Origin of the sequence: Mesorhizobium sp. B2-4-15 (genome assembly GCF_006658505.1) — a bacterium.
Taxonomy (GTDB): domain Bacteria; phylum Pseudomonadota; class Alphaproteobacteria; order Rhizobiales; family Rhizobiaceae; genus Mesorhizobium.
In genome coordinates this window covers 1-25286 of sequence record NZ_VFUZ01000002.1, presented here as the reverse complement: position 1 = coordinate 25286, position 25286 = coordinate 1, and the positions used below count along the sequence as shown (strand labels likewise).

The window sequence follows — 25286 nt, the reverse complement described above, 5'->3', positions numbered from 1 at the left end:
GAAATCCGCACATGCGGCAGCCGAAGGACGCTGAACAACGCCCGGAATCCCGGTATTCCGGTGTTTCCGCGATCTGGCACGCCGCTTGCAAAAGTCCTGGCCAGCGGCGGGCGACCGGAACGCCGCGATGGGAGAAGTCACGCAGGGCGGTGCATTTGCCGCCCATCCGGCCAGGGAGAGTTCGATGCACATCGCAGACCAATCGGCCGCGCCCGCCGCGCAGCGCAAGCCCCTCTATGCCCAACTCTACGTGCAGGTGCTGGTGGCGATCACCGTCGGCATCCTGCTCGGCCACTACTATCCGTCGATCGGCGAGAGCATGAAGCCGCTCGGCGACGCCTTCATCAAACTGGTCAAGATGATCATCGCCCCGGTCATCTTCCTGACGGTTGCGACCGGCATCGCCGGCATGAGCGACCTGCAGAAGGTCGGCCGCGTCGCCGGCAAGGCGATGCTCTACTTCCTCACCTTCTCGACACTGGCGCTGATCATCGGCCTTGTCGTGGCCAATGTCGTGCAGCCGGGCGCCGGCTTCAACATCGACCCGGCGACGCTCGACGCCTCCACCGTCAACACCTACGCCGCCAAGGCGCATGACCAGTCGGTCACCGGCTTCCTGATGAACATCATTCCGGGCACGATCGTCGGCGCCTTCGCGGATGGCGATATCCTGCAGGTGCTGTTCTTCTCGGTGCTGTTCGGCATTGCGCTGGCGCTGGTCGGCGACAGGGGCGCGCCGGTGCTCAATTTCCTGCAGGCGCTGATGGCGCCGATGTTCAAGCTGGTCAGCGTGCTGATGAAGGCCGCCCCCATCGGTGCTTTCGGCGCCATGGCCTTCACCATCGGCAAATACGGCATCGGCTCGGTCATCAATCTCGCCATGCTGGTCGGCACCTTCTACGCGACGTCATTCCTTTTCGTGTTCGTCGTGCTGGGCGCGGTCTGCCGCTATAACGGCTTCTCCATCCTGTCGCTCATCCGCTACATCAAGGAAGAGCTGCTGCTGGTGCTGGGCACGTCCTCGTCGGAAGCAGCCCTCCCCTCGCTGATGGAGAAGATGGAAAAGGCCGGCGCCAAGCGCTCGGTGGTCGGGCTGGTCATACCGACCGGCTATTCCTTCAACCTCGACGGCACCAACATCTACATGACGCTGGCGGCGCTGTTCATCGCGCAGGCAACGAACATCCATTTGTCCTTCGGCGACCAGATCCTGCTGCTTCTGGTGGCGATGCTGTCCTCGAAGGGCGCTGCCGGCATCACCGGCGCCGGCTTCATTACCCTTGCCGCGACGCTTTCTGTCGTGCCCTCGGTACCGGTCGCCGGCATGGCGCTGATCCTCGGCGTCGACCGTTTCATGTCGGAGTGCCGGGCGCTGACCAACTTCGTCGGCAATGCGGTGGCCACGCTGGTCGTCGCGCGCTGGGAAGGCGAGCTCGACGAGGCGAAGCTTGCGAGTGCATTGGCCGGAACAGCCGACGACAGCCTGCCGGCGGATATCGTTCCCGCCGAGTGATTGGGGCGGCAACATGGCAATGAAATGGCCGAGGCATTGCTGCCTCCGGCCATTTTTTCATGCGCTGACGATGTCAGGCGGCGCGGGCTTTGCCGATTGGCGCCAGCGCCTTGCCGTCGGTGGCGAAGAGATGGCAGTGGGACGGATCGACCTGCATCGCGATGGGGCTGTGCAGCGGAGTGGTGTCGGTGCCTTCGGTCTGCACGACAAGCCTTGCCTTCTCGCCAATGTCGGCATGCAGGATAGTCAGGCCGCCAAGCCGTTCGGCCAGCACGGCCTCGCCCTTGAACTGGCCGGCGTCCGCGATACGGATATGCTCCGGCCGGATTCCAAGCAGCAGCTCGGCATTTGGCGCATTCGTTCCGGCCTCGACCGGCACGACCAGGCTTGACCCGCCCGGCAGCGCAACGGCAACGCCGTCTCCGCTCGCGGACAAAACCCGCACCGGGAGCATGTTCATCTTCGGCGAGCCGATGAAGCCGGCGACGAAGACATTCGCCGGACGGTTGTAGAGATCGAGCGGAGTGCCGACCTGCTCGATTGTCCCACCGTTTAGGACCACGATCTTGTCGGCCATGGTCATCGCCTCGGTCTGGTCGTGGGTGACGTAGACGATTGTGGCGGCGAGCCGCTCATGCAGCTGCATCAGTTCGAGGCGCATGTTGACGCGCAGGGCGGCATCCAGGTTCGACAGCGGTTCGTCGAAAAGGAAGACCTTGGGCTGGCGCACGATGGCGCGGCCGATGGCGACGCGCTGGCGCTGGCCGCCCGACAGTTCCTTCGGCCGCCGGTCCAGTAGATGCGACAGCTGCAGCACCTCGGCCGCGGCCTTGACCTTGGCATCGCGCTCCTTCACCGGCAGACCGGCGATCTTCAGCGCGAAGCCCATGTTTTCCGCGACCGTCATATGCGGGTAGAGCGCGTAGGACTGGAACACCATGGCAAGGCCGCGTTCGGAGGGATCGACCTCGTTGATGCGCGCGCCGTCGAGCATGAGCTCGCCAGCGGTGATCTTCTCCAGCCCGGCGATCATGCGCAGCAGCGTCGACTTCCCGCAGCCGGACGGGCCGACGAAGACGACGAACTCGCGGTCGCCGACATCGAGGTCGACGCCCTTGATCACCTCGGCATTGCCATAGGATTTGCGCAGCCCGCGCAGCTTGAGCTCAGCCATTGAAGTCCCTCCTCGTCTCCGGATAGGCGCTTGGACCGGCAGGCATGCGGGCAGCCAGCGCACCCAAATCATCGAACAGCACCAGGCTGGCGGCGCCGACCAGGCCGGCATGGCGGCCGAGCTGGGCCTGGACGACCGGCACATCGCGATAGGCGCGCATGGCGCGTTGCCGGATGGTCGCCTCGATGACCGGATGCATGAGGTCGAGACCATTGGCGATGCCGCCGCCGACGACCAGCACGTCGGGCGAATAGAGATGCAGGAGGTTGGTGAAGCCGACGCCCAGCCAGCGCGCCTCCTCCTCGAGCAGGGCCAGAGCGAGGTCGTCCTGCAGGCGCGCTGCCTCGACCACGTGGCGGCCCGTGACTTCGGCATTGGCCGAGAGACGGCGCAACGTCGATCCGTCGAAGGCCGATGTCGCGGCATTGGCGCGGCGGCCAAGCGCAGTGCCGGAGGCGATGGCCTCGAAGCAACCGACAACGCCGCACACGCAGCGTTCCCCTTCATTGGTGATGGTCATATGGCCGATCTCGGCGGCCAACCCGCGGCGGCCATGCAGGATGCGCCCATCGGCGACGACACCGCCGCCGATGCCGGTCGATACGGTGACGAAGACCAGCGAGCGCGCGCCATGGCCGGCGCCGAAGCGCCATTCGCCGAGCGCCGCCGCGTTGGCGTCGTTCTCCAGCCGCACCGGCAGGCCGAGCCGCCGCTCGAGGATGTCGGCCAGCGGCACGTCCTGCCAGCCGGCGAGCGTCGGCGGTCCGACCGCGATGCCGGCCAGCGGATCGAGCGGCCCCGGCGCGCCGACGCCGACGCCGACAATGGCGAGGCCCGGCGCCTCGGCATGAACGGTCGCGGCCAGCGCCTCGATCTGGCCGATCACCACGTCGGGGCCGGCCTGTGCCTGCGTCGGCACCACCGCGAAGGCCAGGATCTTGCCGTCACGGTCGACCAGAGCGGCACGAAGTTCGGTGCCGCCAAGATCGATCGCGAGAGCGGCTTCGGTGCTCATGCCGCGACCTTCAGGCCATGCAGCCAGCTGATGCGGCCGGCCAGATCCTTGTCGCCGAAGGCGAGCGAGCCCAGGACCACGGTCTCGGCGCCGGCGGCACGCAGCAAGGGCACGGTCTCGTGGCGGATGCCGCCATCCGCTGCCAGAACCACAGCCTGCTCGCGTCCAGCTTTCCTCAAGATGGTGCGAGCCGCGCCCAGCCTGTCGCAGGCCTTGTCCGACAGGCTCTGGCCCTTGACGCCGATGGCGGTTCCGAGAAGCGTGACGAAAGCGGCCTCGGAGACGAACGGCGTCACCGCCTCGACCGGCGTCTCCAGCCTCAGCACGACGCCGGCCTCGGCGCCGAGTTCACGTGCCAGCCGCACGGCGCGCAGGCCCGCCTCGCCATTTTCGGCATGGACGCTGATCATGTCGGCGCCGGCCTCGATGAACTGGCGCGTCTGTGCTTCGACGATGCCAGCATCGACCATCAGATGGACGTGAATGGGCTTGGCCGTCAGACCGGCAATGCGGGCGACGAGATCGGGAAAGAACAGGAAGGACGGTGCGAAGTGGCCGTCCGCCACATCAATATGATGCAGATCGACATAGGGCTCGATGCGCTTGAGGTCGCTTTCGAAATTGGCGAGATTGGCCGACCAGAGCGAGAATTCTGCGATCAGACGATCGCGCGGCAATGCGGCGATGGCGGCCGGGCCTGAAGGAGGTTTCGAGGTCATGGCTGGTCCTGGTTGTTGAAATTTCGGTCGAGAAAGCCTCCGATCGCGGTCCGGATTTCGGCGAAATGGCGATCCTTGTCGGTGGCCTTCGGCGTCACTTCGGCGAAGGCAGCATCGGGAATGGTCCCGGCGAGCTCGCGGGCGACCGCCAGGGGATGGACCAGATCGATGCCACTGCCGATGACCAGCGTGGGTATTGCCAGGCCGGTGGCTTCGGCCCGCGCCACGCCAGGTCCGCCATTCGCGATTGCCTGCATCACCTCGGCGAAGACGGCCGCGTTTTCCCGCGCGAAGAAGCCGAGCAGCGAGGCGAGATTATCCGGTGCTCCGCTGCGAAAGCGGGCTGCCGTCTCGGAAGAGGCGAAGGCTTCCCGTGCCTTATCCAACGGGCGGCTGCGGATGAGTTCCGCCACCTCGACGTAAGGACGCATGTTTGGCGGCGCCGCGTCGAAAACCCAGGCGGGGCGCACCAGCACCAAGCCAAGCACGCGGTCCGGCTGGCGGGCGGCGAGCCGCAATGCGATCGCCGCGCCCATCGAAATGCCGCCTGCAACGAAACGGTCGAGCCCTGCGGCATCGGCGGCGGCCAGCACATCGTCGGCAAACATCGCGATCGAAAAAGGACGCCTGCTGCCGGCGCCGGAGCCGCCCTGCGCGCGGCATTCGAGGGTCAGCCGGCGGCGCGACACGTGGTCGGGGAAATTCTGCGCCACCTGGGCGGCATCACCACCGAGACCATGCTGGAAGACGACGGGAAGCCTGCCCTGCTCCGTGTCGAAGACACGAAGTGCGGCATCGTCGCGAAGCATGATCGTCGGCGCGGCACTCATCGGAACAGTTCCCGCAGGAAGGTGGCGACGCCAGGAGCCTCGTTGGCCGACAGTCCATGGGTGACGAGTGCGCCGTCGAAACCCACGTCCTTCAACCGCGCGACGAAATCGGGGAAGTCGACGATGCCTTGCCCAGCCGTGGCAAAGCGGCCGTCACCATGCCGGTCCTTGGCGTGCGCCATCGCGATGTGGCCGGCGGCTTCCTCGATCGCGGCGGCGACGATGGCGCGCGCCTCGTCCGGCGTCGCATGCTCGAACAGGTTCGCCGGATCGAGCACGATCTTCAGACGCCTCGAACCCATGTCGGCGATCAGGCGCGTCGCCTCCCCGGCCGAGGTGACGATGTTGGCCTGCTCGGGCTCGATACCGAGATCGACGCCGGCACGTTCGGCCAGGACAAGCGCCTTTTCCATCTCGGCAGCCATGTCGGACCATGCCGCCGGTGTCGCATTGTCGGGATGATGGGCCCATTGGTCGGCGGCATTACGCGAGCCGGTGCAAAGCGTCACCAGCGGGATGCCGAGGGTCGCTGCCGTCTCGATGACAACAGCGAGGCGACGAAGACCGTCGTCGCGCACGGACTTGTCGGGATGCGCCATGTTGTAGGTGCCCGACAGCGCTGCCAGCGAGACGCCTGACGATCGCGCGGCGGAACCAATGGCCGCGACGGCGTCGGCCGGCACCGCATCGGGCATCGAAGGCAAGCCGGTGCAAGCGAGATTGAACTGCGTCGTCTCGTATCCGGCCTGCCTCACCGCGGCCAGCACGGCGGCTGGGTCGGTGCCCGAAAAAGTCTTGGCGAAGATGCCGAGGCGCATCAGACCCCACCCGAAACCGAGGCGAGTTCAACCCGCTCGCCGGTCTCGACAGAGCGGGCAATCGCCACCATGGCGCGGATCGACGCGATGCCGTCCTCGACATTGGCGCCGCGCATCGGCGCGCCGGTGAGCACCGTATCGGCAAGGCCTTCCAACTGGCGGCGGAAGAAATGGCCGTCGGCGCCTAGCGGTTTGCGCGAGGTCGCATCCTTCTCATGGAAGATATCGACCTCGCTGGCGCGGAAGTACCAGGGGTTGAACGTCTTGGCGATCACCGAGCCGTTCTCGCCATAGAGCTGGAAGCCCTCGTGCCAGTCCATGCGCACGGCGACGGTAAGATCGAGATGGCCAAGCGCGCCGGTGGCGAATTCGGTCTCGACAAACCAGCAGTAAGCGCCGAAGCGCTCGTTGAGCCGGGCGCGCACGGCGGTGATCTCGCCGCAGAGGAAGCGCGCCGTATCTACGAGATGCGAGCCGTGCGCCAGCATGAAATATTGCCTGAGATCAGCCTTGGGGTTGCCCGCCGGCTTGCGCGCCAGCTTGCTGGTCACTGGCAGCGGCTGCACGGCATCGGTGTTGGTGTAGCGATGAGTGGAATCGCAGTACCAGGCCTTCAACGCCAGCACCTCTCCCATCTCATCGCGAACGAAGTCGCGCGCCGCCTCCAGCGCCGGGTCGAAACGCTTCATGTGCCCGACCTGCAGCACCTTGCCGGAGCGCTTCACAGCCTCTGCCAGAGCCTCGCCTTCCTCCACCGAGGTGCCGATCGGCTTTTCGCACAGAACATGCTTGCCGCCGTGGAGCGCCTTGATCGACATCGGCACGTGATAAGCATCCGAGGTCGCGACGATCACCGCCTCCAACTCGGGATCGGCGAGCATCTCATCATAGTCGGCATACATCTTCCGCGGCTCGTAGGTGGCGCCCATGCGGGCGAGCAGGTCGGGTGCCGCATCACAGATGGCGTAGAGGTCGGCATTGGCGGCCTTCACGCAGGATTCCAGATGCGCGAACTGCGCGATGGGGCCGCAGCCGAGCACGCCGACCCTGAGCCGTCTGTCTTGTTTGATCATCTTTTCATTCTTCAGGCGCCGTAGCTGCGCATTGTCTGGCGGTTGGTCTTGACCGCGCCGGCGGGATCGGCGGCGGCCGTATTGGATTCCTCTTCCAGCACCAGCCAGCCATTGAAGCGTGGCGCGGTGCCGGCGATCTCGATGACTTCAGGCGTATTGCACACACCCTCGCCCAGCATCGCCCAGGTGCCGTTGGCGTCGACGTCCTTCAGATGGATGTAGCGGATGCGGTCGCGATAGGTGCGCAGCGTATCGGCCATGTCCTTGTGGCCGCGCAGGATGTGGCCGGTATCCGGCACCCAGCCGACCAGATCGGGGTCGAGCAACGCAAAGATCCTGTCGTAGTCGGCGCGGTCGAACAGCAGCGTGTTGTGGTGCGAGCTCGGATGCACCGCGACCTCGACACCGGCCTTGCGGCCGAGCTCGCCGGCCCTGTTGTAAACCTCCGCGGCGATCGCGAACTTGTCGTCGCGTGGCCCGTCGGAAACGACGGTCGCCGAACCCATCGAGACCAACGCGCCGGGGAAGGCGGCGGCGAAGTCGATCCAGCGCTTGGCGGTGTCGAGGTCGGCGCCGATCTGGTCCTCGAGCGTGAAGCCGCTCTTCGACCCGAAGGCGAAAGAGACGAGCGTCAGGCCGGACGATTTCAGCGCGGCGGCGAACTCCAACGGCCGGTCGGCGTAGCGGCCGATCATGGTGTCGGTGATCTCGATGCCGGCATAGCCGCCATCGGCGATCGCCTTCAACAGATCGTCGGGACCGCCGGTCCAGGCCTTGCCAAGCATTTCCCAGGTGAAGGTCTGGCAGCCGACGTTGAGCTTCGTCTTCGTCATGTCGTTCATTCCTTGACGCCGCCCTGGGTCAAGCCTTCGATGATGTGGCGCTGGAAGAACAGCACCAGAAGGATCAGGGGCACCGTCACCACGGCGGAGGCGGCGGCGATATCGCCCCAGGGGACGTAGTAGAGGTTGGTGAAGTTGGCGATGCCGACGGGTATCGTCTGCCGGTCGATGTTGGAGGTGAAGGCGAGCGCGAACAAGAATTCATTCCACGCGGTGATGAAGGCAAGCAGCCCGGTGGTCACCAGGCTCGGCAGCGACATCGGCAGGATGATGCGCCAGAGCAGGCCGGGGACGCTGACGCCGTCCATGCGCGCGGCCTCGTCGATCTCGCGCGGCAGCGTCTCGAAATAGCCGAACAGCACCCAGGTTACGAGCGGCAGGCCAAGTGCCAGATAGGTGATGATCAGCGCCGTGTAGGTATCGAGCAGGCCGAGATTGGTGGCGACGAGATAGAGCGGCCCGACCAGCGCGATCTGCGGGAACATCGACACAGACAGGATGACCATCAGGATGCCGAAGCGGCCCTTGATGTTGAGCCGCGACAGCGCGAAGGCGGCCAGCGAGCCGACGAACAGGCACAGGAACGTCGTCGCCAGCGAAACCACCAGCGAGTTCCACACATAACGGTGAAGCTGCTTCTCGACGAAAGCGTTGTAATAGTGTTCCAGCGTGAAGGGATGCGGGATCAGCGACGGCGAGCCCGATGTCAGCATCTTGTCAAGCTGGAACGAGGTCGAGAACTGCCAGATGAACGGGCCGCCCGACCAGACCAGGATCAGCAAGGCGCCGGCATAGATCACGAAGCTCTGCAGTGGCGAGCGCGTCTCGTTCATTGCGCCCTCCTGATCTGGCGGACGAGATAGACGACGAAGACCAGCGCGATAATGCCCTCGGTGATGAACATCGCCGTCGACACGGCCGAGCCGTAGCCGAACTGCAGCGTCGAGAACAGCACCTTGTAGGACAGCGTCGACAGCGTCTCGGTCGAATCGGCCGGGCCGCCGCCGGTCAGCACATAGACGAGGTCGAAGACGCGGAAGGCGTCGAGCGCGCGGAACAGGCCGGCGATCAGCAAGGTCGGCATCAAGAGCGGCAGGCGGATATGCCAGAACGTGATCCAGCCCTTAGCGCCGTCCATGCGTGCTGCCTCGATCAGCGAAATGGGCACGGTCTGCAGGCCGGTCAGCAACAGCAGGGCCATGAACGGCGTCGTCTTCCAGACGTCGGCGATGATGATGGTGATCATCGCCGTGTCGGGGGAGCCATACCAGTTCACGTTCTGGTCGATCAGGCCGGCATGCAGCAGGAGGTAGTTGATGATGCCGTTCTGGCCGTCGAACAGCCAGCCGAACATCTTCGAGGTAACAACGGTGGGCATCGCCCAGGGAACCAGCATGGCCGCGCGGACGAGCCCGCGCCCCTTGAACGCCTCGCACAGGATGAGCGCCATGCCGAGCCCGATCACCGTCTCCAGCACAGTCGAGGCGGCGGTGAACCACATCGTATGCCACCAGGCGTTCCAGAACTGCGGGTCCCCCCAGAGTTGCACATAGTTGGAAAGGCCGGTGAAATCCTGATCCTGCGTGATCAGCGAGGTGTTGGTGAGCGAAAGATTGAGCCCGTTAACGATCGGGTAAAAGGAAACCGACGCCAGCGACACGAAGGCCGGCGTCAGCAGGATGAGGCCCCAGAAGGCGCCGGGAAGCGCCCTGCCGAGCCGCCGCGGCCGGCGAACACTGGAAACAGTGGCGGCCGCGGTCATTGTCAGGCGACGATCTTGTTGATCTGGTCGGCGAGCGCGTCCATCTCGGCCTGCACCTTGCCTGAAACCAGCGCCTTGGAGATGCCGGACTGCAGGGCCAGCGTCACCTTGGCGTATTGCGGCGTGATCGGCCGCGCCGTGGCGCCGGTGAATACTTTCTCCAGGCTCGCCATGAAGGGTTGTTCCTTCTTGATCTGCTCGTCCTGGAACAGTGCCGGCCGCGTCGGCGCCAGCCCGAAGTTGAGCGCGATGCGGTGCTGCGTCTCGGTCGACGACAACCAGGTCAAGAGCTCGATCGCGGCTTCGCGCTGCTTGGAGTTGGCATTGACGCCGAGCTGGTAGCCGCCGAGGCAGGCCGAGCTCTTGCCGCCGGGGAATGACGGCAGAGGCGCGACGCCAACCTTGTCGACCACCTGTGAGGTCTTGGCATCCTGCGCGATCGGCCAGACATAGGACCAGTTGCGCATGAACATCGCCTTGCCCGAGGTGAAGGGCTGGCGCGATGGTTCCTCGTCCCAGGACAGCACGTCCTGCGGGCTGATCTTGGTGGTTGCGATGGTGTCGTGCAGGAACTGGATCGCCTCGACCGCGCCTTTCTGGTTGATCAGCGACGACTTGCCGTCGGGAGCTAGGATGGCGCCATTGTTGGAGGTGATGATCTCGACCGCGTCGCAGACCAGAACCTCGGCCTGCTTGCCCTGCCAGAGATAGCCGAAATCAATGTCACCGGCCTTCTGCGCGGCGGCGGCGATTGTCGCCATGTCGGCCCAGGTTTCCGGCACCTTGCCGCCATGCTTTTCCAGCACGTCCTTGCGGTAGTAGAACATGCCCGAATCCATGAACCAGGGAAGGGCCGTAAGCTTGCCGCCATAGGTACAGGCATTGAGGGTTCCGTTGAAATAGGCACTGCGCTTGTCGGCCGGGAAATACTCGTCCAGCGGCAGCGCCCAGCCGGCGGCGGCGAAGCCGGCGATCCAGATCACGTCCTGGCTGAAAACGTCGGGCGTGCCGTTGCGGCGGGCCAGCTGCTGCACCAGACCCTGGTAGACCTCGGTCGAGGAGCTCGGCGGCGGCAGCGCTATGTTCTTGACCAGGATGCGGTCCTGCGATTCGTTGAAGGCCTTGATCAGGTCGCCGAAGGTCTCCTTGCCGAAGAAAGCCGCACTGGCGAAGCTGATTTCGGCACGCGACTGGGCGCGAGCACGGCCGAGGCCAAGGGACGTCCCTGCCCCGAATGCCGCCGCGCCAAGCAGGCCGGCGGAACCGATGAGAAACTGCCGGCGATCGGCGATCGTCACGTGACCTACAGGCTTAGTAACGGCGGTCGGCCGTTTTTTCATGTCTGTCATCTTCTCCTCCTAAGGCTGGCAGCCTCCCGATGTTGCGCCAGCGTTTTCGCATGGTGTATAAAAATTTTACGCGCGTCAATATTTAAAATACTGTATAGCGCTTTTCCGAAACCGATCCATTGCCCGCGCAACGGATCCCGCAGACCGTGACCAAACCGGGAGGACGATCGAACATGCAGGGGAAATCAAAGGACAAGCTTGGAATCGGCGTTATCGGGTGCGGCAATATCTCGATGACCTACCTGCGCAATGCCGCGCTGTTCGGCGGCATCGAGCTGCGGGCCTGCGCCGATATCTCGGCCGAGATGGCGGCGTTGCGGGCCAAGGAATATGGCATCCAGGCACTCGGCGTCGATGCGCTGCTGGCCGACTCCGAGATCGATCTTGTCCTCAACCTGACCATTCCGGCGGCCCATTTCGACATTTCGTTCTCGGCACTTTCGGCCGGCAAGCACGTCTTCACCGAAAAGCCGCTGGCGACCTCGGCCACCGACGGACGCCGGCTGGTGGCGGAGGCGGCCAGGCGTGGCCTGCTGCTCGGCTCGGCTCCCGACACCTTCCTCGGCGCCGCCGGGCGCCGGGCGCGGCGCCTGATGGATGAGGGCGCCATCGGCCGTCCCGTCACCGGCACCGCCTTCATGATGGGGCGCGGTATGGAGCACTGGCACCCCAACCCGCAATTCTACTACCAGCCGGGCGGCGGCCCGGTCTTCGACATGGGCCCGTATTATCTGACCACGCTGGTCAATTTGCTCGGCCCTGTCGCGCGCGTCATGGCGATGGCGACACGGGGCCAGGAGGAAAGACTGATCACCGCCGAGGGACCATTCAAGAACACCTCGTTCAAGGTCGGCACGCCGACCAATGTGCTGTCGCTGCTCGAGTTCCGCTCCGGCGCGACCGTCACCTTCGGCGCGTCGTGGGACATCTTCAGGCATTCCAACCACCCCATCGAGTTGCATGGCACCGAGGGCTCGCTGCGCCTGCCCGATCCCGATACGTTCGGCGGCACGGTGTCGCTCTCCGAACGCGGAGCCGATTGGAAGGATTTCGCCAGCGAGGGCGAACTCTATGGCGCCCGCAACTGGCCTTATGTCGCGCCAGACCGCGCCAACTATCGCATGCTTGGCGTTGCCGATCTGGTGCGCTCGCTACGGACAGGTGCCACACCCCGCGCTTCCGGCAATCTGGCACTGCACGTGCTGGATATCATGGAAGCGATCCTGCGTTCGGGCGAAACGAAAAACTCGGTCGCCATTGCCGGCGACGTCGTCCAGCCAGCGTTGCTGACCGAGGACGAAGCAAGCAGCCTGCTCGCCCAGTGACGGCGGAGATGGCGATGGTGCTCGACCCCGATGCTTTGCGTGCCCTCGAAATCGGCCGTGCGGCCGGCGGCTCGCCTTTCGAGAGCGGCAGCGTGGCGGCGGCACGGGCGGCCTACAACGCTTCGTTTCCGACGCAGCAGGGCGAGCACGAACCGGTCGCGGCGACCGCGCAACGGCAGATCGACGGGCCGAACGGCCCGGTCACCATCCGCATCCATCGCGGCATCGGCGCGCCGCGGACCGGCGCGCGCGCCGTGCTCTATCTGCACGGCGGCGGCTGGGTCATCGGCAATCTCGATTCGCATGACGAGATCTGCCGCTGGCTGGCCAATCTGGGCAACGCTGTCATCGTCTGCCCAGATTATCGGCTGGCGCCAGAACACAAATTTCCGGCAGGGCTCGAGGATTGCGCGGCAGCGCTCCGCTTCATGGCGGAAAGCGCCGGAAAGCTCGGGATCGACCCGGCCCGCATCGCCGTTGCCGGCGACAGCGCCGGCGGCAACCTTGCCGCCGTTCTGGCATTGCTCGCCCGGGACGGGCTGGCGCCGCCGCTTGCCGCTCAGATCCTGATCTATCCCAACACCGATGCACGCCAGACGGCGGACAGCTATCGGCGCTTCCGTGACGGCTTCGGACTTACCGCCGCCAGCATGGCCTGGTTCCGCGACCACTATGTGCGAACGCCTGACGACATCACGGACTGGCGCGTCTCGCCGCTGCTGGCCTCGAGCCTTGCCGGCGCGGCACCGGCATTTGTCATGATCGCCGGCCACGACATTCTCGCCGACGAGGGCACGGCCTATGCCGAGCGCCTGGGGGCCGACGGCGTGCCGATGGTGCTGCGGCAGTGGCCCGGCCAGATCCACGGCTTCGTCTCGATGGGCCGCCACATCCTGGCCGCGCGGCAAGCGATGAGCGAGGCGTCGGCCTGGCTGCAACTCCAGACGCGCGTTCAGGCCGACTGACGCATCACCAAGGTCGCGCCTAGCTTGACGCTGCGTGCCAGATCCTGTCCGGGGGAATCAGTCTCATCCAGCAAGGCCAGCAGGATCTCGACGCTGCGTCCGGCCATGGCGGCGAAATCCTGCGCCATGGTGGTCAGCGCCGGACAGGTATAGCGGCTCAGCGGATGATCGTCATGGGCAGCGACACGGAAGTCGCAATCGGGGCGGCGGCCGATCTTCAGGCCGCGCGAGAAGGCGGCCGACATGACACCGAAGGCGAGACGGTCATTAGCGCACAGCAGCGTGCGGGCCGGCAGGCCGCCCTTGTCGAGCGTCCTGTCCATCCATTCATGGCCGATGCGCTCGAAGTCCCAGCTGTAGTCGCCCGCCGCCTTGAGAACGACGGGCTCCAGGCCGGCGGTCTGCATCGTCTCGATATAGCTCTGCAGGCGTTCGTCCGAATTGTGGTTGACGTGCGGAATGTCGACATAGGCCGGCGGCTCGCCGGACCGGCAGAGATAGTCGACGATGGTCGACGTGCTCTGGTGATTGTCGTTGCCGACGAAAGGCGTGTCACCTTCGATGTAGGTGTCGAAATAGACGATCGGAATGTTCTCGCTCATCCGCTCGAAGACGCCGGGTTCGGAGACCAACCCCAATGGTGCGACGATGGCGCCAGCGACCTTCAGCGACATCAGCGTCCTGACCGATTCCGCCTCCAGTTTCGGCGAACCGTGCGAGGAGATGACGATCGGCCAGAAGCCTTCATCGCGGCAGCGCAGTTCGATGCGGCTGACCATTTCGGCATAGAACGGATCGGTGATGGCCGGCACGACGATGCCGACATTGCGGGTGCGCTTGCGGTTGAGATTGCGCGCGAAAACATTCGGCTGATAGTCCGATGAACGCAGTGCCGCCTCGATGCGCGCCCGCGTCGCCGCCTTCACGCTCGCCGGATCGTCGAAGTATTTCGACAGGGTCGGCCGTGACACGCCGGACGCCCTGGCGAAGTCGTCCATCGTGCGGTGCGTCTTCTCCGCCATCGATATTTCCAGCCCCTATGTCTTCGCCCGCCAGCCGCCTCAAGTCCGGCCAGAATCAGTCTTGCGGCCGTAGCCGACGGGCAGCAATGCTTGACCGAGCTTATTCAGTCAAATTTTCACGCTTCCCGATACAATGGGAAATCATTTCGCGCGTCAAATTATTTATTGACGCTCTAAAAATTGCAACTTAGGTTTTGAGGCCGCACGACATGGAAAAGGCGCCCGGCAACCGGGCGCCGACCATCCGGCAAATGGTGAGGACATGAAGAAACTGGTTTGCGCCGGCGAGATCCTGGTCGAGATCATGGCCGAGCGGATCGGCCAGAGTTTCCTTGCTCCCGGCCTGCTGGTGGGTCCGTTTCCATCCGGTGCGCCGGCGATCTTCATCGACCAGGCGGCGCGGCTCGGTCAGCCGGCGGGCCTTATCGCGGCCGTTGGCGATGACGACTTCGGCCATTTGAACATCGAGCGCCTGCGCACGGACGGGGCTGATGTCTCGGCTATCAAGGTCCACCGAGGTGCCGCGACAGGCACGGCCTTCGTCACCTATGAGGCGGACGGCAGCCGGCACTTCGTCTACAACATCAAGCAGAGCGCCGCCGGCCTGATCGAGATCGGCTCCGAGGCGCGCGCGCTGCTGGCGGGCGCCGATCATTTCCACGTCATGGGCACCTCACTGTTTTCGCCCGAGGTGATCGAGGTGGCGCATACCGGGATCGAGACAGTCAAGGCGCGTGGCGGCACGGTCTCCTTCGACCCCAACATCCGCAAGGAAATGCTCGATCTGCCGGGCATGCGCGACGCCTTGCACTTCGTGCTCTCGAAGACCGACGTTTTCCTGCCGAGCGGTCCGGAACTGTTCATCTTCGCCAAGGCAGCCGATGAAGAAAGTGCCGCGCGCGAAATGCTGGATCGCGGCATCTCCACCGTCGTCGTCAAGAAGGGCGCGCAAGGCGCTGTCCACTACGACAAGGCCGGACGCACCGCATCGCCCGGCTTTGCCGTCGAGGAAGTCGATCCAACCGGCGCCGGCGACTGTTTTGCGGCGGCCTTCGTCTCCCTTTGGCTGCGCGAGGCGGCACCCGAGACAGCGCTGCGCATCGCCAATGGCTGCGGCGCGCTGGCGGTAACGAAGAAGGGGCCGATGGAAGGCATCGCTTCGCTTGCCGCTGTCGAAGAATTCCTCAAGACCGCCAGGACCGGGGCGCCGGCATGAGCCAGGCGACGGACAGGCTGGCGGCCATCGCGGCCCGTCGCGCGGCGGGCGAACGCGGCGGCATCGCCTCGATCTGCTCGGCCCATCCGCTGGTCATCGAGGCAGCACTTCGCCACGGCAAGGCGCGCGGCGCTGACGTGCTGATCGAGGCCACCTGCAACCAAGTGAACCATGAAGGCGGCTACACCGGCATGACGCCCGCCGATTTCCGCCGCTTCGTCGAGACGATCGCCGGCAAGGTGGCCTTTCCCCTGGACAGGCTTGTGCTCGGCGGCGACCATCTCGGCCCCAATCCCTGGAAGCATCTGCCGGCGCCCGAGGCGATGGCGAAGGCTTCGCGCATGGTCGATGCCTATGCCGAGGCCGGCTTCACCAAGATCCATCTCGATGCCAGCATGGGCTGCGCCGGCGAAGGCGCGGCACCACCTGACGCAACCATTGCCGCGCGCGCCGCCGAACTGGCCGAGGTCGCCGAGGCCGCGACTGGAAGAACCGGCGGGACCAGGCCTGTCTACGTCATCGGCACGGAGGTGCCGGTGCCGGGCGGCGCCCTGGAAGCGATGGACCATCTGGCGGTGACGACGCCGGCGGCGGCACGCGAGACGGTGCGTATCCACAGCGAAGCCTTCAGCAGGCACGGCCTCGACCAGGCCTTCTCGCGCGCGATCGGGGTTGTCGTGCAGCCAGGCGTCGAATTCGGCAATGCCGAGGTGATCGCCTACCGGCCGGAAGCCGCCAAGGCGCTGGCCAGCACTTTGCAGGGCCTGCCGCAATTCGTCTTCGAGGCGCATTCGACCGACTACCAGCCGGCCGCGGCGTTGAGCGCGCTGGTCAACGATGGCTTTGCCATCCTCAAGGTCGGGCCGTGGCTGACCTTCGCGCTGCGCGAGGCGCTCTATGGCTTGAGCCACATCGCCGACATTCTGGTTCCGGACCCGGCGCGCGAAACCCTGCCGGCGGCGATGGAGCGCGTCATGCTGGCTTCGCCGGGCAACTGGAAGAATTATTATCATGGCTCGGAGGCCGAGCAGCGGATCGAACGCCATTTCTCCTACAGCGACCGTATCCGCTACTACTGGCCGGCGCCGGAGGCCCAGCAGGCCACGGAGGCATTGATGCAGGCGCTTGGCGACCGCGACATCCCCCTACCTCTCATCAGCCAGTATCTCAGCCGTCTCGATGGCGCGGTGGCGAACGGATCCGTCGCGCCAAAAGCCCGGGATTTGCTGATCGCCAGCGTGACGGAAGTCCTCGACATCTACGCCAGCGCAACCAGCTGATCCGCAGTTACGACCTCGGCACGAGGACCAGCGCCCCCGTGGTGCGGCGGGCTTCCAGATCGCGGCCGACGAGCATCAGACCGTTTTCGATGCGCTGCCACGGCGTGATCCAGAGAGCGCCAGACGCCATGTTGGCGCATCTCAAAGCCGTCGAGCGCAACTGCTCGGACGGTGGCAACCGAACCGGGGAGGCAACGCCTCCCCGATCTCGCGATATCACTCGCCGCGCATCGTGGCCTGGAAGGTCGGCAGGTGCTTCTTCTGCGCTTCCAGCATGCGTTCGCGGTAGACGCCATAGATGACGTCGGTGTCGTGCAGCGTCACGCCAGCAATGGTCGGCGAGGCGAAGACCGGCAGTTCGATGCCGCGCTTGGCAAGCTGCTCGGCGGTGCGCGCGATCAGTTCGTGTGCCAGGATCATGGCGAGCACGGTCGACGAGCCGGAGACCGGACGGCTCCAGCCCTCGACTGGCACGATCGCGTCCTCGATCGGCGAGCAGGTGTCGATGACAAGGTCGGCCGCGTCCGCCAGCCGCTTGCCGGAAGAATGCGTCGCCGGCTTGTCGAGATTGTTCTTGCTGGTCACGGCGACGACGAAGATGCCGCGCTTCTTGGCATAGAGAGCGGTGTCGATACCGGACGAGTTGCGGCCGCTATGGCCGAAGATGATGATGGAATCGCCCTTGTTGAGGGGCTGATGATCGAGGAACTTCTCGGCGTATTTCTCGGTCCGCTCAAGCCACAAAAGCTCGCGCACGCCGCCGGCGCCGAGCACATTGTGCCACATCACGCGCGGGTCGGTCAGCGGGTTGAAGCCGACATAGCTGCCGTAGCGGGGGAACACTTCCTGTACCGGCAGCACCGAATGGCCCGAGCCATAGAGGTGAACCAGCCCGCCGCTTTCAAGCGAGTCGGCAAAGCGGCTGGCAGCCTGGCCGAAGGCCTCCTGATTGGCTTTCGAAGCCTGTTCGATGAGGGCGGTCAGGCGGGGAATGTAGAGATCGGACACGTGGATACTCCTGTTTAAGTGTCGGCTTGGGATGGATCAGCTTCTGGTGGCTGACGGGACGCGCCCGGCGCGCAGCGTCGAGCGGATTTCGTAGCGATCGCCCCGCATGATCGAGACGGTGAATTCGAACGGGCCGCGCTCGTCGGTGGTGATGCGCTCGACGATGAAGGCCGGGCTGCCGGCGGGCAGATCGAGTAGTTCGGCATCGGCCGCCCCCACCGCACCGACACGGTAATTCTCGCGCGCCGCGACCGGCACGATGCCATAGTGGCGTTCCAGCGCCTCGTAGAGCGAGCCCTGCAGCAGGCCGGCATCGAGGAAACCCGGCACGCGCGCGGCCGACAGCTGCGCCGTCTGGATGCCGATCGGCTCGCTGTTGCCAAGCCTTAGACGCCGGATGCGCACGACCGGGTCTCCCTCTTCTATCTCCAGTGCACCAGCCGCCGCCGCATTGGCGGTCGTCAGGCTGCAGTCGAGCAGGCGCGAGCCGGCGACCACGCCCATATTGCCCATTTCCTGGGTGAAGCTGGTGAGTTCGCGGGTGCCGGCGACCAGCGTGGTGGAGCGCACGAAGGTGCCGCGGCCATGCTCGCGCCGCAGCAGCCCGCCTTCCTCCAGGTTGCGCAGCGCGTGGCGCAACGTGATGCGGCTGACGCCGAACAGCGCGCACAGCCGGTCCTCCGCCGGGATCTGATCACCGGTTGCCCACTCGCCGCTCTTGACGATGGCGCGGATCGCCTCCTCGACCTGATACCAGAGCGGCTCCGGCCGCCTGCGGTCCGGCTGCTGAAAGCTCGCTTCGCTCATCGCACTTGCCTCCACCCTTCCCCCATACGGCCGGCAAGTGCCGCCCCGACAAGACCGGCACTTGGGCCGAACCGGCCGGGCTGTACCTCGATGCCGCGCAGATGCGACGGCAACTGACGGCGCAGCGCGGCCAGCAGCGGCGGGCGCATCACATCCAGTGCTTCGGCCAACCCACCTGATATCAGCACCGCCTGCGGATCGAGCAGAGCGACAGCGCCGGCAAGCGCTGTGCCGAGCCGGCGCGCCGGCAGTTCCAACAGGGTCATCGCGGCCAGTTCGCCGGCCTGGGCCGCCGCGATCAGCTGGCGGCCGTCGGCGAGCCCGATCTCGCTGGCCAGGACATCGAGCGCCCGGCCCGAAGCGACGCGCTCCAGCCAGCCGCTGCGCTCCTGGCCGTGATCCTTGACGTCGGCGCAGGCCCAGCCGAACGAGCAGGCGCCGCCATGCGCGCCGGCAACGATACGGCCATTGGCCAACACGGCCGAGCCGATGCCGGTGCCGATGGCCAGCAGGATGGCGTCCGACATGCCTTTCGCGCCGCCTTCGGCTGCCTCCGCCAGCAACGCGATCTGCGCATCATTGCCAAGCGCGATCGATAGATCTGGAAACAGACCCTGGATGTCGACGCCGTCGAGGAATGGCAGGTTCGGAATCCAGCGGCAGACGGTACCCTCGACCAGCCCCGGCACGGCAATGCCGAGCGCCTCGACCGAGCCGGCGTCCGCGCACAAGGTGTGGATGCGGGCGACGAAAGCGTCGAGACTTGCCGGCGCAGGCTCGCGGCTCAGCATCTCCAGCGCTCCGATATCTCCGGTAGAGAGGGCGGCGCGCAGATTGGTGCCGCCGAGATCGACGGCCAGAACCCGTGTCATCGGCCGCTATCTCCACTGGCTGGCGGCGCGAACAGGCCGCTGCCGGCGTTCCACGAATGCGAGGCCGCCGCGAAGGCCTGCGCGTGGCGCGTGCCGCGCAGGCAGCCACGCAGCCGATAGAGGGCGCTGTAATAGTCGACATAGGGAAAGCTGCTTAAGCCCCGCGCCAGCTCATATTCGTGGACAGCCTCGCTCCACGCCCCGAAGCCGTCGCTGACATCGACGAGATGCTCGGGCCGGAAACCGTCATCATCCTCCCAGTTCTCGCCGAACAGCAGCAGGCCCGGCGTGTGTGCGGCGTGGTCGCGCACCAGCGTCGGTAGCGCCGAAAAGAAGATACCGGTCTGCGTGAGATGGGCGGCGGCGCGATGGTCCTTGTGCCAGCTGCCGTGCCAGTGGGTGATAACCACCTCCGGCCTCAGTTCGCGGATAACGTCGCAGACTTTCAGTGCCGTCTCGTCATCGGAAGGCAGGAAGGCGTCGTGCAGGCCAAGGTCGCGCACGGCCACGCCAAGGCGCGTCGCCGCCCTGCCCGCTTCTTCTTCCTTCTGCACGCAATAATGCGCGGGGATGAGACAGGGATGGCCCTGCTCGCCCATGGTCAGATGCAGGAAGGTGACTGCCGCGCCACGCTTGACGGCGGCGGCCGCCAGCGGCCCGGCGATCACCTCGGCATCGAAGGCATGCGCCCCGACGACCAGGATCGAGTTCGCGGCGTAGATCCTGTCCTCGATCATTTCATGCCTCCCCCGGCGCCGACGCCCTCACGAATCTGGCGGGCAAGCAGACAATACATGATCAGGATCGGCGCCATGGAGATCGCCAGCGAGGCGAACACAAGGCCCCAGTCGGTGCGGAACTGGCCGACGAAAACGCTGATCGCCAGCGGCACGGTCTTGTAGCGGTCGTTGAAGATGAAGATCAGCGGGAAGAAGAAGTCGTTCCACACCGCGATGGCGGTGAAGATGGCGACGATCGAGACCGCCGGCTTCACCATCGGCAGGATGATCTGGAACAGGATGCGCACCTCGCCGGCGCCATCCATGCGCGCTGCCTCGTCGAGTTCGGAGGGCAACACGCGCATGAAATTGGCGAAGATGAAGACGGCGAAGGGAATGCGGATCGCCGAATAGACCAGGATCAGCCCGGTCAGCGAATCCAGGAGGCCGAGATTGCGCATCAGCGTGAACAGCTCGACCGAGGCCAGCCGGATCGGAAGCATGATGCCCGACAGGAACAGGCCGAGCATGATGGCGTTCCAGCCGAGCCTATAACGGCTGAGCGGATAGGCGGCCATGGCCGAGACGACGATGGTGAGGGTCACCGCGCCGCCGGTGACGATCAGGCTGTTGATGAAATTGTGACCGAGATCGGCGTGTGTCCACGCCCGGACGAAATTGTCGAAGGCCCAACTCGTGGGCAGGCCAAGCCGGTTGGCGTAGATCTCGGCGGTGGTCTTGAAGCAGGAGACGACGAGGATGTATAGCGGCAGGAGAACGGCCGATGTCCAGACAATCAGCACCATCCAGCCCGGCAAACGCGCAAGCTGCCGCGAGAGGGCCGGCCCGCGGGAAATGGCCAGCGCGCTCATAACTGCACCGTCCGGCGGTCGAAGAAGCGCAGCATCAACAGCGTGCCCATGCTGAGTATCAGGAACAGCATGGTGCCGAGCGCCAGCGCGAGGCCGATATCGGTGATGCCGACAGCTCCCTCCGCGCCAAAGGCCAGCCGGTAGAAATAGGTCACCAGCGTGTCGGTCGCGTAGCTCGGATTGCCCTGCACGCCTTGCATTACGTAGACGATATCGAACTGGTTGAAAGTGTTGATGAACGACAGCGTCGTCAGCGTGCCGAGCGCTGGTATCAAGAGCGGCAGCGCGATGGAGAACAGCATGCGCGCGTTGCCGGCGCCGTCGAGTTTCGCCGCCTCGAATATCTGGCCGGAAATTTGTCTCAGGCCCGCCGTGTAGATCAGCACCGGCAGGCCCATCCAGTTCCAGGCGTCGACGGCGATCAGCATGCCGAGCGCCGTATGGCTGTTGCCGAGCACGGTGAGGCTGCCCTGATGCAGGCCGAGCCCGTTGAGAGCCCATTCGACGACCCCGCCCGGCGCCAGAAGCAGCCGCCAAAGCGCACCGACGATGACCGGGCTGAGCACCGCCGGGAAGAAGAACACCGACTGGAAGAAGGCCGCGCCCCTGTCGCGCAGGAACAGCAGCCACGCGAACAGCAGGCCGACACCGTTCTGGAAGACCATGATGCCGAAGAACCAGGCGGTGTTGTGCCAAAGCGCGCCGTAGAGCCGGGCATTGCTGGGGAAGACGAACAGCCTCGAAAAATTCGACAGGCCGGCGAACTCGACCATGCGCAGCCCCTTCCAGATGAAGAAGCTGCCCCAAAGCGACATCGCCAGGGGATAGAGGACGAACAGGGCGTAGACAGCCAGCGCCGGCAGGATGAAAAGCACGGCCATGCGCTGCTGCGTGCGCCTCAGGCTGCTTGTTCGGCGGGGGTTGATCATGCGCTGTTCTGTCCGGACGAGAGGCCGGCCGCGAGGCGGTCGGCCCGGCTCCTTACTGCTTCGGCTTGAACCAGGTGGCGACGGCGGCCTGCATGTCCGCGGCCAATTTTTCCGGCGCGATGTTGCCTTCGATCATGTCGATGATCTCCGACTGCAGCACCGAGGATGCCGTCGGCGACTGCCAGCGGAAACCCACCAGCGTCAGATAGGGCGTCGAGTTCTTCGACATCTCCATCATTTCGGCCAGCACCGGATCCTTGATCTTGACGTCGGTGCGGGCCGGTGGCCAACCGAGCTCGTCGGCGAACATCTGCGCGAATTCGGCCGACGCCATGAAGTCCAGCACCTTGGTGGCGGCCTCCTTGTTGGCGCTTTCGGAGACGAGGCCATAGGAGCCATCCGAGAAGGCCGAGGTGTAGAGCTTTGCCCCTGCATCATCGGCCGGGAACGGGAAGATCGAGAATTTCAGCTTGGGGTTCTGCGACTTGAAGCTGCCGTTCTCGAAGGAGCCGCCAAGGAACATCGCCGCCTTGCCGCCGATGAACTGCTGCGTCGCGGTGGTATAGTCGATGCCGGCGAAGCCATCGGGGAAATACGGTTTCAGATCAGCGAAGCGCTTCAGTGCCGCGACATAGCGCGGATCCTCGAAGGTCGCCTTGCCGGTCATCATCTCATCGTAGAAGCCGGGGCCGTAGACGGTCGGACCGATCACGCCAACGCCGATCTCCAGCTCCCAGGCGGAGCCGTTGGCGCCACCGGTGGCGATCGGAGTGATGCCGGCGTCCTTCAGCTTCTCGCAGGCGGTGACGAAATCCTTGTAGGTCCTGGGGATCTCGATGCCTCGGGCGGCAAAGATATCCCTGTTGTAGAAGACGCCCATCATCGGCACCGAATAGGGCACGCCATAGAGCTGGCCATCGGTGCGGCCGCGCGCGCCGCCAAGGGCGGCGTCCGGCATCTTCTTCAACTCCGGCACGCTGTCGTCGAGCGCATCGAGATAGCCCGCGTCGACGAAAGGCTGCAATTCGCCATAGGCCTTGAGCTGGGCGATATCGGGCCCGCGCCCGCCGCGCAACGCCGTGCTCAGCCGGTTCTGGTAGTCGGCATCCGGCGTGAACTGGATATTGACCTTGATGCCCGGGTTTTTCGCCTCGAACGCGTCGAAGATGCGGCGCATCGCGGGCTCGTCCTCGGTGCGCCAGCTCCACAGCGTCACCGCGCTGTCGGCCTTTGCCGGGAGCGCGGTGAAGACGCCGGCGCAAGCGGCGGCAAGGCCGCCGATCAGCCCAAGCGCCGCACGTCGATGAATTGAAAGCATGCTCATTGCCAGTCTCCCATTGTTCTCAGTCTTTGGCGTTTCGCGGGACGTCGAGGCCGCGAAAGAGTCATTCGCTCCGCCAGAGTCATTATAATGACATAGCATCATTCGCAAGAGGTCTGACATGCCGCCAGAGCGACACGACGAGCATAAATCAACGGACATGTCAGATTAATATGTTGTTCTATATGAATAAATTTCTCCTTGAAATCGAACGGAGGAAAATCATATCTGCGGCCGATACCGCTTTTTCGCAAACAGACCCTTGCGCCATCGCTTCATGTTGTCATAACGTCATCGCGATCGCTAAGCCTGAGGGGAGGATGAGGATGTCTCTGGCCTGGACTTCGAAACTGGCACTGGCCGTGGGCCTTGCCATCCTGCCCGCCACCGGCTGGGCACAATCCGTCAACATCTCCTATCTCACGCACTGGTCGCCCGAGACCGTCACGCTGCTCGAAGCGGCGGCGAAGGACTACGCGAAGACCAATCCGGACGTCAGCATCACCGTGCGCGCCGTTCCCTTCGGTGATCTCCTGACCACGCTTCGCTCCCAGGGCGGCGCCGCGGACGGTCCGACGATCGGCGGCATCTACGATCTGTGGCTGCCCGAACTGGCCCGCGACAAACTGGTCGCGCCCGCCCCCGAAGCGGTCGCCAGCGAGGTGAAGGCCTCCTGGCCGGCGGGCGTCGCCAGCGCCGCCTCGGTCGGCGGTAAGCTCTACGGCATTCCCAACGAGATCGATGTCTATGCGCTGAACTACAACAAGGCGCTGTTCAAGCAGGCCGGGATCGCTGCCGCACCCAAGACCTGGGACGAGTTTAAGGATGCCGCCAAGAAGCTGACCAACAAGGATGCCGGACAGCAGGGTTTCGGCATGATCAATTCCTGGGCGGCGGGCGTCGTCCATCCCTTCGCCTCGCTGCTGGTCTCCAATGGCGGCGACCTCGTCAAGGACGGCAAGCCGATGCTGGACAGCAAACAGGCCGGCGAAACTTTCCAGCTCTATGAGGATCTGATCAAGTCGGGCGCCAGCGTGCCGGCGATGGCCACCGCCGACGCCAACACCACCGGACCGTTTCTCGACAACTTCGTCTCCGGCAAGACCGGCATGATCATCATGGCCAACTGGTGGGAGAGCGCGCTGAAGACCGGTATGGGCGACAAGTTCGCCGACATCGCCACAGCACCCATCCCCGTAGGCCCAAGCGGCGACAAGCCGCATCCGATCTCCTATTCCTGGATGACGGTGGTCAACGCCAATGCCGGCGCGGCCGAGCAGAAGGCGGCGTGGGATTTCCTGGCCTGGCTGAACGGCCCGAAGTCGGGCAAGAACGGCGCGTCGGCCATGTCCGACATATTGATGTCGATGGGCATCCTGCCCTCGCGCACCTCCGACATCGAGGCGCACAGGGACAAGCTCGGCTCCGCATTCCTGTCGGGCTATGTCAGCGTGCTGGCCGACGCAAAACCCTTCCCGGTCGTGCCGGGCGGACAGGAATTTTCAGAATCCCTGCAGCAGACGCTCGAGGCGTTGCAGTATGGGCAGGTCTCGGCCAAGGATGCACAGCCGACGGCACAGGCCGACGCCGCCTCGATTCTGGAACGCGCCGCGAAGTAATGATTCAGAGATACCGTGCCTCGGCGGGCATCATGCTGGCGCCCGCCGTGACGCTGATCGGCATCTTCATCCTGTTGCCGATGCTGCTCACCATCTGGCTATCCTTCCAGGACTGGTCGACGCAGACGCCCTTTTCCAGCGCCAGCTTCATCGGGCTCGACAATTTCCGCGAGATCTTCGGGCCGAGTTCGGTCGGGCGCGACTTCAAGGGCGCGCTGATCAACACCTCGATCTAC

General features: G+C 65.0%; 24 protein-coding genes and 1 pseudogene. 7 read left to right on the top strand and 18 right to left on the bottom strand.

The window, feature by feature from the left end; all coding sequences use genetic code 11:
* Positions 1 to 184: 184 nt before the first annotated feature.
* Positions 185 to 1513 (top strand): dicarboxylate/amino acid:cation symporter, encoded by a 1329-nt coding sequence (locus FJ930_RS02510; protein ID WP_140743549.1) that lies wholly within the window; start codon positions 185 to 187, stop codon positions 1511 to 1513.
* 73 nt (positions 1514 to 1586) lie between these two features.
* Here the strand turns inward: FJ930_RS02510 and ugpC are convergent, their stop codons facing one another.
* Genes ugpC through FJ930_RS02460 form a run of 10 tightly spaced genes read right to left on the bottom strand, consistent with a single transcriptional unit; the run spans position 1587 to position 11095 of the window.
* The gene (gene ugpC, locus FJ930_RS02505; RefSeq protein ID WP_141834424.1) at positions 1587 to 2687 is read right to left on the bottom strand and encodes a sn-glycerol-3-phosphate ABC transporter ATP-binding protein UgpC; all 1101 of its coding nucleotides are present in this window, start codon (positions 2685 to 2687) and stop codon (positions 1587 to 1589) included.
* Positions 2680 to 3702, bottom strand: coding sequence for an ROK family protein (locus tag FJ930_RS02500; RefSeq protein ID WP_141834421.1), 1023 nt, complete (start codon positions 3700 to 3702; stop codon positions 2680 to 2682). The genes ugpC and FJ930_RS02500 overlap by 8 nt, the downstream gene beginning before the upstream one ends.
* Positions 3699 to 4421, bottom strand: coding sequence for a ribulose-phosphate 3-epimerase (locus FJ930_RS02495; protein WP_141834416.1), 723 nt, complete (start codon positions 4419 to 4421; stop codon positions 3699 to 3701). The genes FJ930_RS02500 and FJ930_RS02495 overlap by 4 nt, the downstream gene beginning before the upstream one ends.
* Positions 4418 to 5251 (bottom strand): alpha/beta hydrolase, encoded by an 834-nt coding sequence (locus FJ930_RS02490; protein ID WP_141834414.1) that lies wholly within the window; start codon positions 5249 to 5251, stop codon positions 4418 to 4420. Before FJ930_RS02490 ends, FJ930_RS02495 begins: the two co-directional genes overlap by 4 nt.
* Positions 5248 to 6069: a sugar phosphate isomerase/epimerase gene (locus FJ930_RS02485; protein WP_141834410.1), complete on the bottom strand. Its 822-nt coding sequence runs from the start codon at positions 6067 to 6069 to the stop codon at positions 5248 to 5250. The genes FJ930_RS02490 and FJ930_RS02485 overlap by 4 nt, the downstream gene beginning before the upstream one ends.
* Positions 6069 to 7142 (bottom strand): Gfo/Idh/MocA family oxidoreductase, encoded by a 1074-nt coding sequence (locus FJ930_RS02480; protein WP_141834405.1) that lies wholly within the window; start codon positions 7140 to 7142, stop codon positions 6069 to 6071. The genes FJ930_RS02485 and FJ930_RS02480 overlap by 1 nt, the downstream gene beginning before the upstream one ends.
* Before the next feature lie 11 nt (positions 7143 to 7153).
* Positions 7154 to 7975, bottom strand: a complete 822-nt coding sequence (locus tag FJ930_RS02475) for a sugar phosphate isomerase/epimerase (RefSeq protein WP_141834402.1) — start codon at positions 7973 to 7975, stop codon at positions 7154 to 7156.
* Between the two features lie 5 nt (positions 7976 to 7980).
* Complete coding sequence (locus FJ930_RS02470) at positions 7981 to 8817, bottom strand: carbohydrate ABC transporter permease (RefSeq protein ID WP_141834399.1); 837 nt, start codon at positions 8815 to 8817, stop codon at positions 7981 to 7983.
* On the bottom strand, positions 8814 to 9746 hold the full coding sequence (locus FJ930_RS02465) for a sugar ABC transporter permease (protein ID WP_141834395.1): 933 nt from the start codon (positions 9744 to 9746) through the stop codon (positions 8814 to 8816). Before FJ930_RS02465 ends, FJ930_RS02470 begins: the two co-directional genes overlap by 4 nt.
* Positions 9747 to 9748: 2 nt before the next feature.
* Positions 9749 to 11095, bottom strand: coding sequence for an ABC transporter substrate-binding protein (locus FJ930_RS02460; RefSeq protein ID WP_181763255.1), 1347 nt, complete (start codon positions 11093 to 11095; stop codon positions 9749 to 9751).
* Between the two features lie 173 nt (positions 11096 to 11268).
* Here FJ930_RS02460 and FJ930_RS02455 point away from each other — a divergent pair, with 173 nt between their 5' ends.
* Positions 11269 to 12420, top strand: coding sequence for a Gfo/Idh/MocA family oxidoreductase (locus FJ930_RS02455; protein WP_141834393.1), 1152 nt, complete (start codon positions 11269 to 11271; stop codon positions 12418 to 12420).
* 14 nt (positions 12421 to 12434) lie between these two features.
* Positions 12435 to 13385, top strand: coding sequence for an alpha/beta hydrolase (locus tag FJ930_RS02450; protein WP_141834391.1), 951 nt, complete (start codon positions 12435 to 12437; stop codon positions 13383 to 13385).
* Here the strand turns inward: FJ930_RS02450 and FJ930_RS02445 are convergent.
* Positions 13373 to 14407: a LacI family DNA-binding transcriptional regulator gene (locus tag FJ930_RS02445; protein WP_141834388.1), complete on the bottom strand. Its 1035-nt coding sequence runs from the start codon at positions 14405 to 14407 to the stop codon at positions 13373 to 13375. The two genes, FJ930_RS02450 and FJ930_RS02445, sit on opposite strands and share 13 nt — an antisense overlap.
* Positions 14408 to 14669: 262 nt before the next feature.
* Between FJ930_RS02445 and FJ930_RS02440 the strand changes: the two genes are divergently transcribed.
* Together FJ930_RS02440 and FJ930_RS02435 are read left to right on the top strand one after the other, a co-directional pair.
* The gene (locus FJ930_RS02440; protein WP_140743577.1) at positions 14670 to 15623 is read left to right on the top strand and encodes a sugar kinase; all 954 of its coding nucleotides are present in this window, start codon (positions 14670 to 14672) and stop codon (positions 15621 to 15623) included.
* Positions 15620 to 16903, top strand: a complete 1284-nt coding sequence (locus tag FJ930_RS02435) for a D-tagatose-bisphosphate aldolase, class II, non-catalytic subunit (RefSeq protein ID WP_141834385.1) — start codon at positions 15620 to 15622, stop codon at positions 16901 to 16903. The genes FJ930_RS02440 and FJ930_RS02435 overlap by 4 nt, the downstream gene beginning before the upstream one ends.
* A 216-nt stretch (positions 16904 to 17119) precedes the next feature.
* Here FJ930_RS02435 and FJ930_RS02430 read toward each other — a convergent pair whose 3' ends face one another.
* From FJ930_RS02430 to FJ930_RS02400, 7 genes are all read right to left on the bottom strand, one after another.
* Positions 17120 to 17911: an SIS domain-containing protein gene (locus tag FJ930_RS02430; protein WP_141834382.1), complete on the bottom strand. Its 792-nt coding sequence runs from the start codon at positions 17909 to 17911 to the stop codon at positions 17120 to 17122.
* A 36-nt stretch (positions 17912 to 17947) separates the two neighbouring features.
* On the bottom strand, positions 17948 to 18718 hold the full coding sequence (locus FJ930_RS02425) for a GntR family transcriptional regulator (RefSeq protein ID WP_141834379.1): 771 nt from the start codon (positions 18716 to 18718) through the stop codon (positions 17948 to 17950).
* A complete protein-coding gene (locus tag FJ930_RS02420) occupies positions 18715 to 19590 on the bottom strand; it encodes an ROK family protein (protein ID WP_141834376.1) in 876 nt (291 codons plus the stop codon). Before FJ930_RS02420 ends, FJ930_RS02425 begins: the two co-directional genes overlap by 4 nt.
* Entirely contained in the window at positions 19587 to 20327 is a 741-nt protein-coding gene (locus tag FJ930_RS02415; RefSeq protein ID WP_141834373.1) for a PIG-L family deacetylase, read from the bottom strand. The genes FJ930_RS02420 and FJ930_RS02415 overlap by 4 nt, the downstream gene beginning before the upstream one ends.
* Positions 20324 to 21181, bottom strand: coding sequence for a carbohydrate ABC transporter permease (locus FJ930_RS02410; protein WP_141834370.1), 858 nt, complete (start codon positions 21179 to 21181; stop codon positions 20324 to 20326). The genes FJ930_RS02415 and FJ930_RS02410 overlap by 4 nt, the downstream gene beginning before the upstream one ends.
* Positions 21178 to 22062 (bottom strand): sugar ABC transporter permease, encoded by an 885-nt coding sequence (locus FJ930_RS02405; RefSeq protein ID WP_246676788.1) that lies wholly within the window; start codon positions 22060 to 22062, stop codon positions 21178 to 21180. Before FJ930_RS02405 ends, FJ930_RS02410 begins: the two co-directional genes overlap by 4 nt.
* A gap of 100 nt (positions 22063 to 22162) precedes the next feature.
* Positions 22163 to 23434 carry an extracellular solute-binding protein gene (locus tag FJ930_RS02400; protein WP_141834365.1) on the bottom strand — a complete coding sequence of 424 codons (1272 nt, stop codon included), beginning with the start codon at positions 23432 to 23434 and terminating at the stop codon, positions 22163 to 22165.
* A gap of 323 nt (positions 23435 to 23757) precedes the next feature.
* Between FJ930_RS02400 and FJ930_RS02395 the strand changes: the two genes are divergently transcribed.
* Positions 23758 to 25050: an extracellular solute-binding protein gene (locus FJ930_RS02395; RefSeq protein ID WP_141834362.1), complete on the top strand. Its 1293-nt coding sequence runs from the start codon at positions 23758 to 23760 to the stop codon at positions 25048 to 25050.
* Positions 25050 to 25286, top strand: a pseudogene (locus FJ930_RS02390) (sugar ABC transporter permease); the annotation flags it as partial. The gene FJ930_RS02395 and the pseudogene FJ930_RS02390, both read left to right, overlap by 1 nt.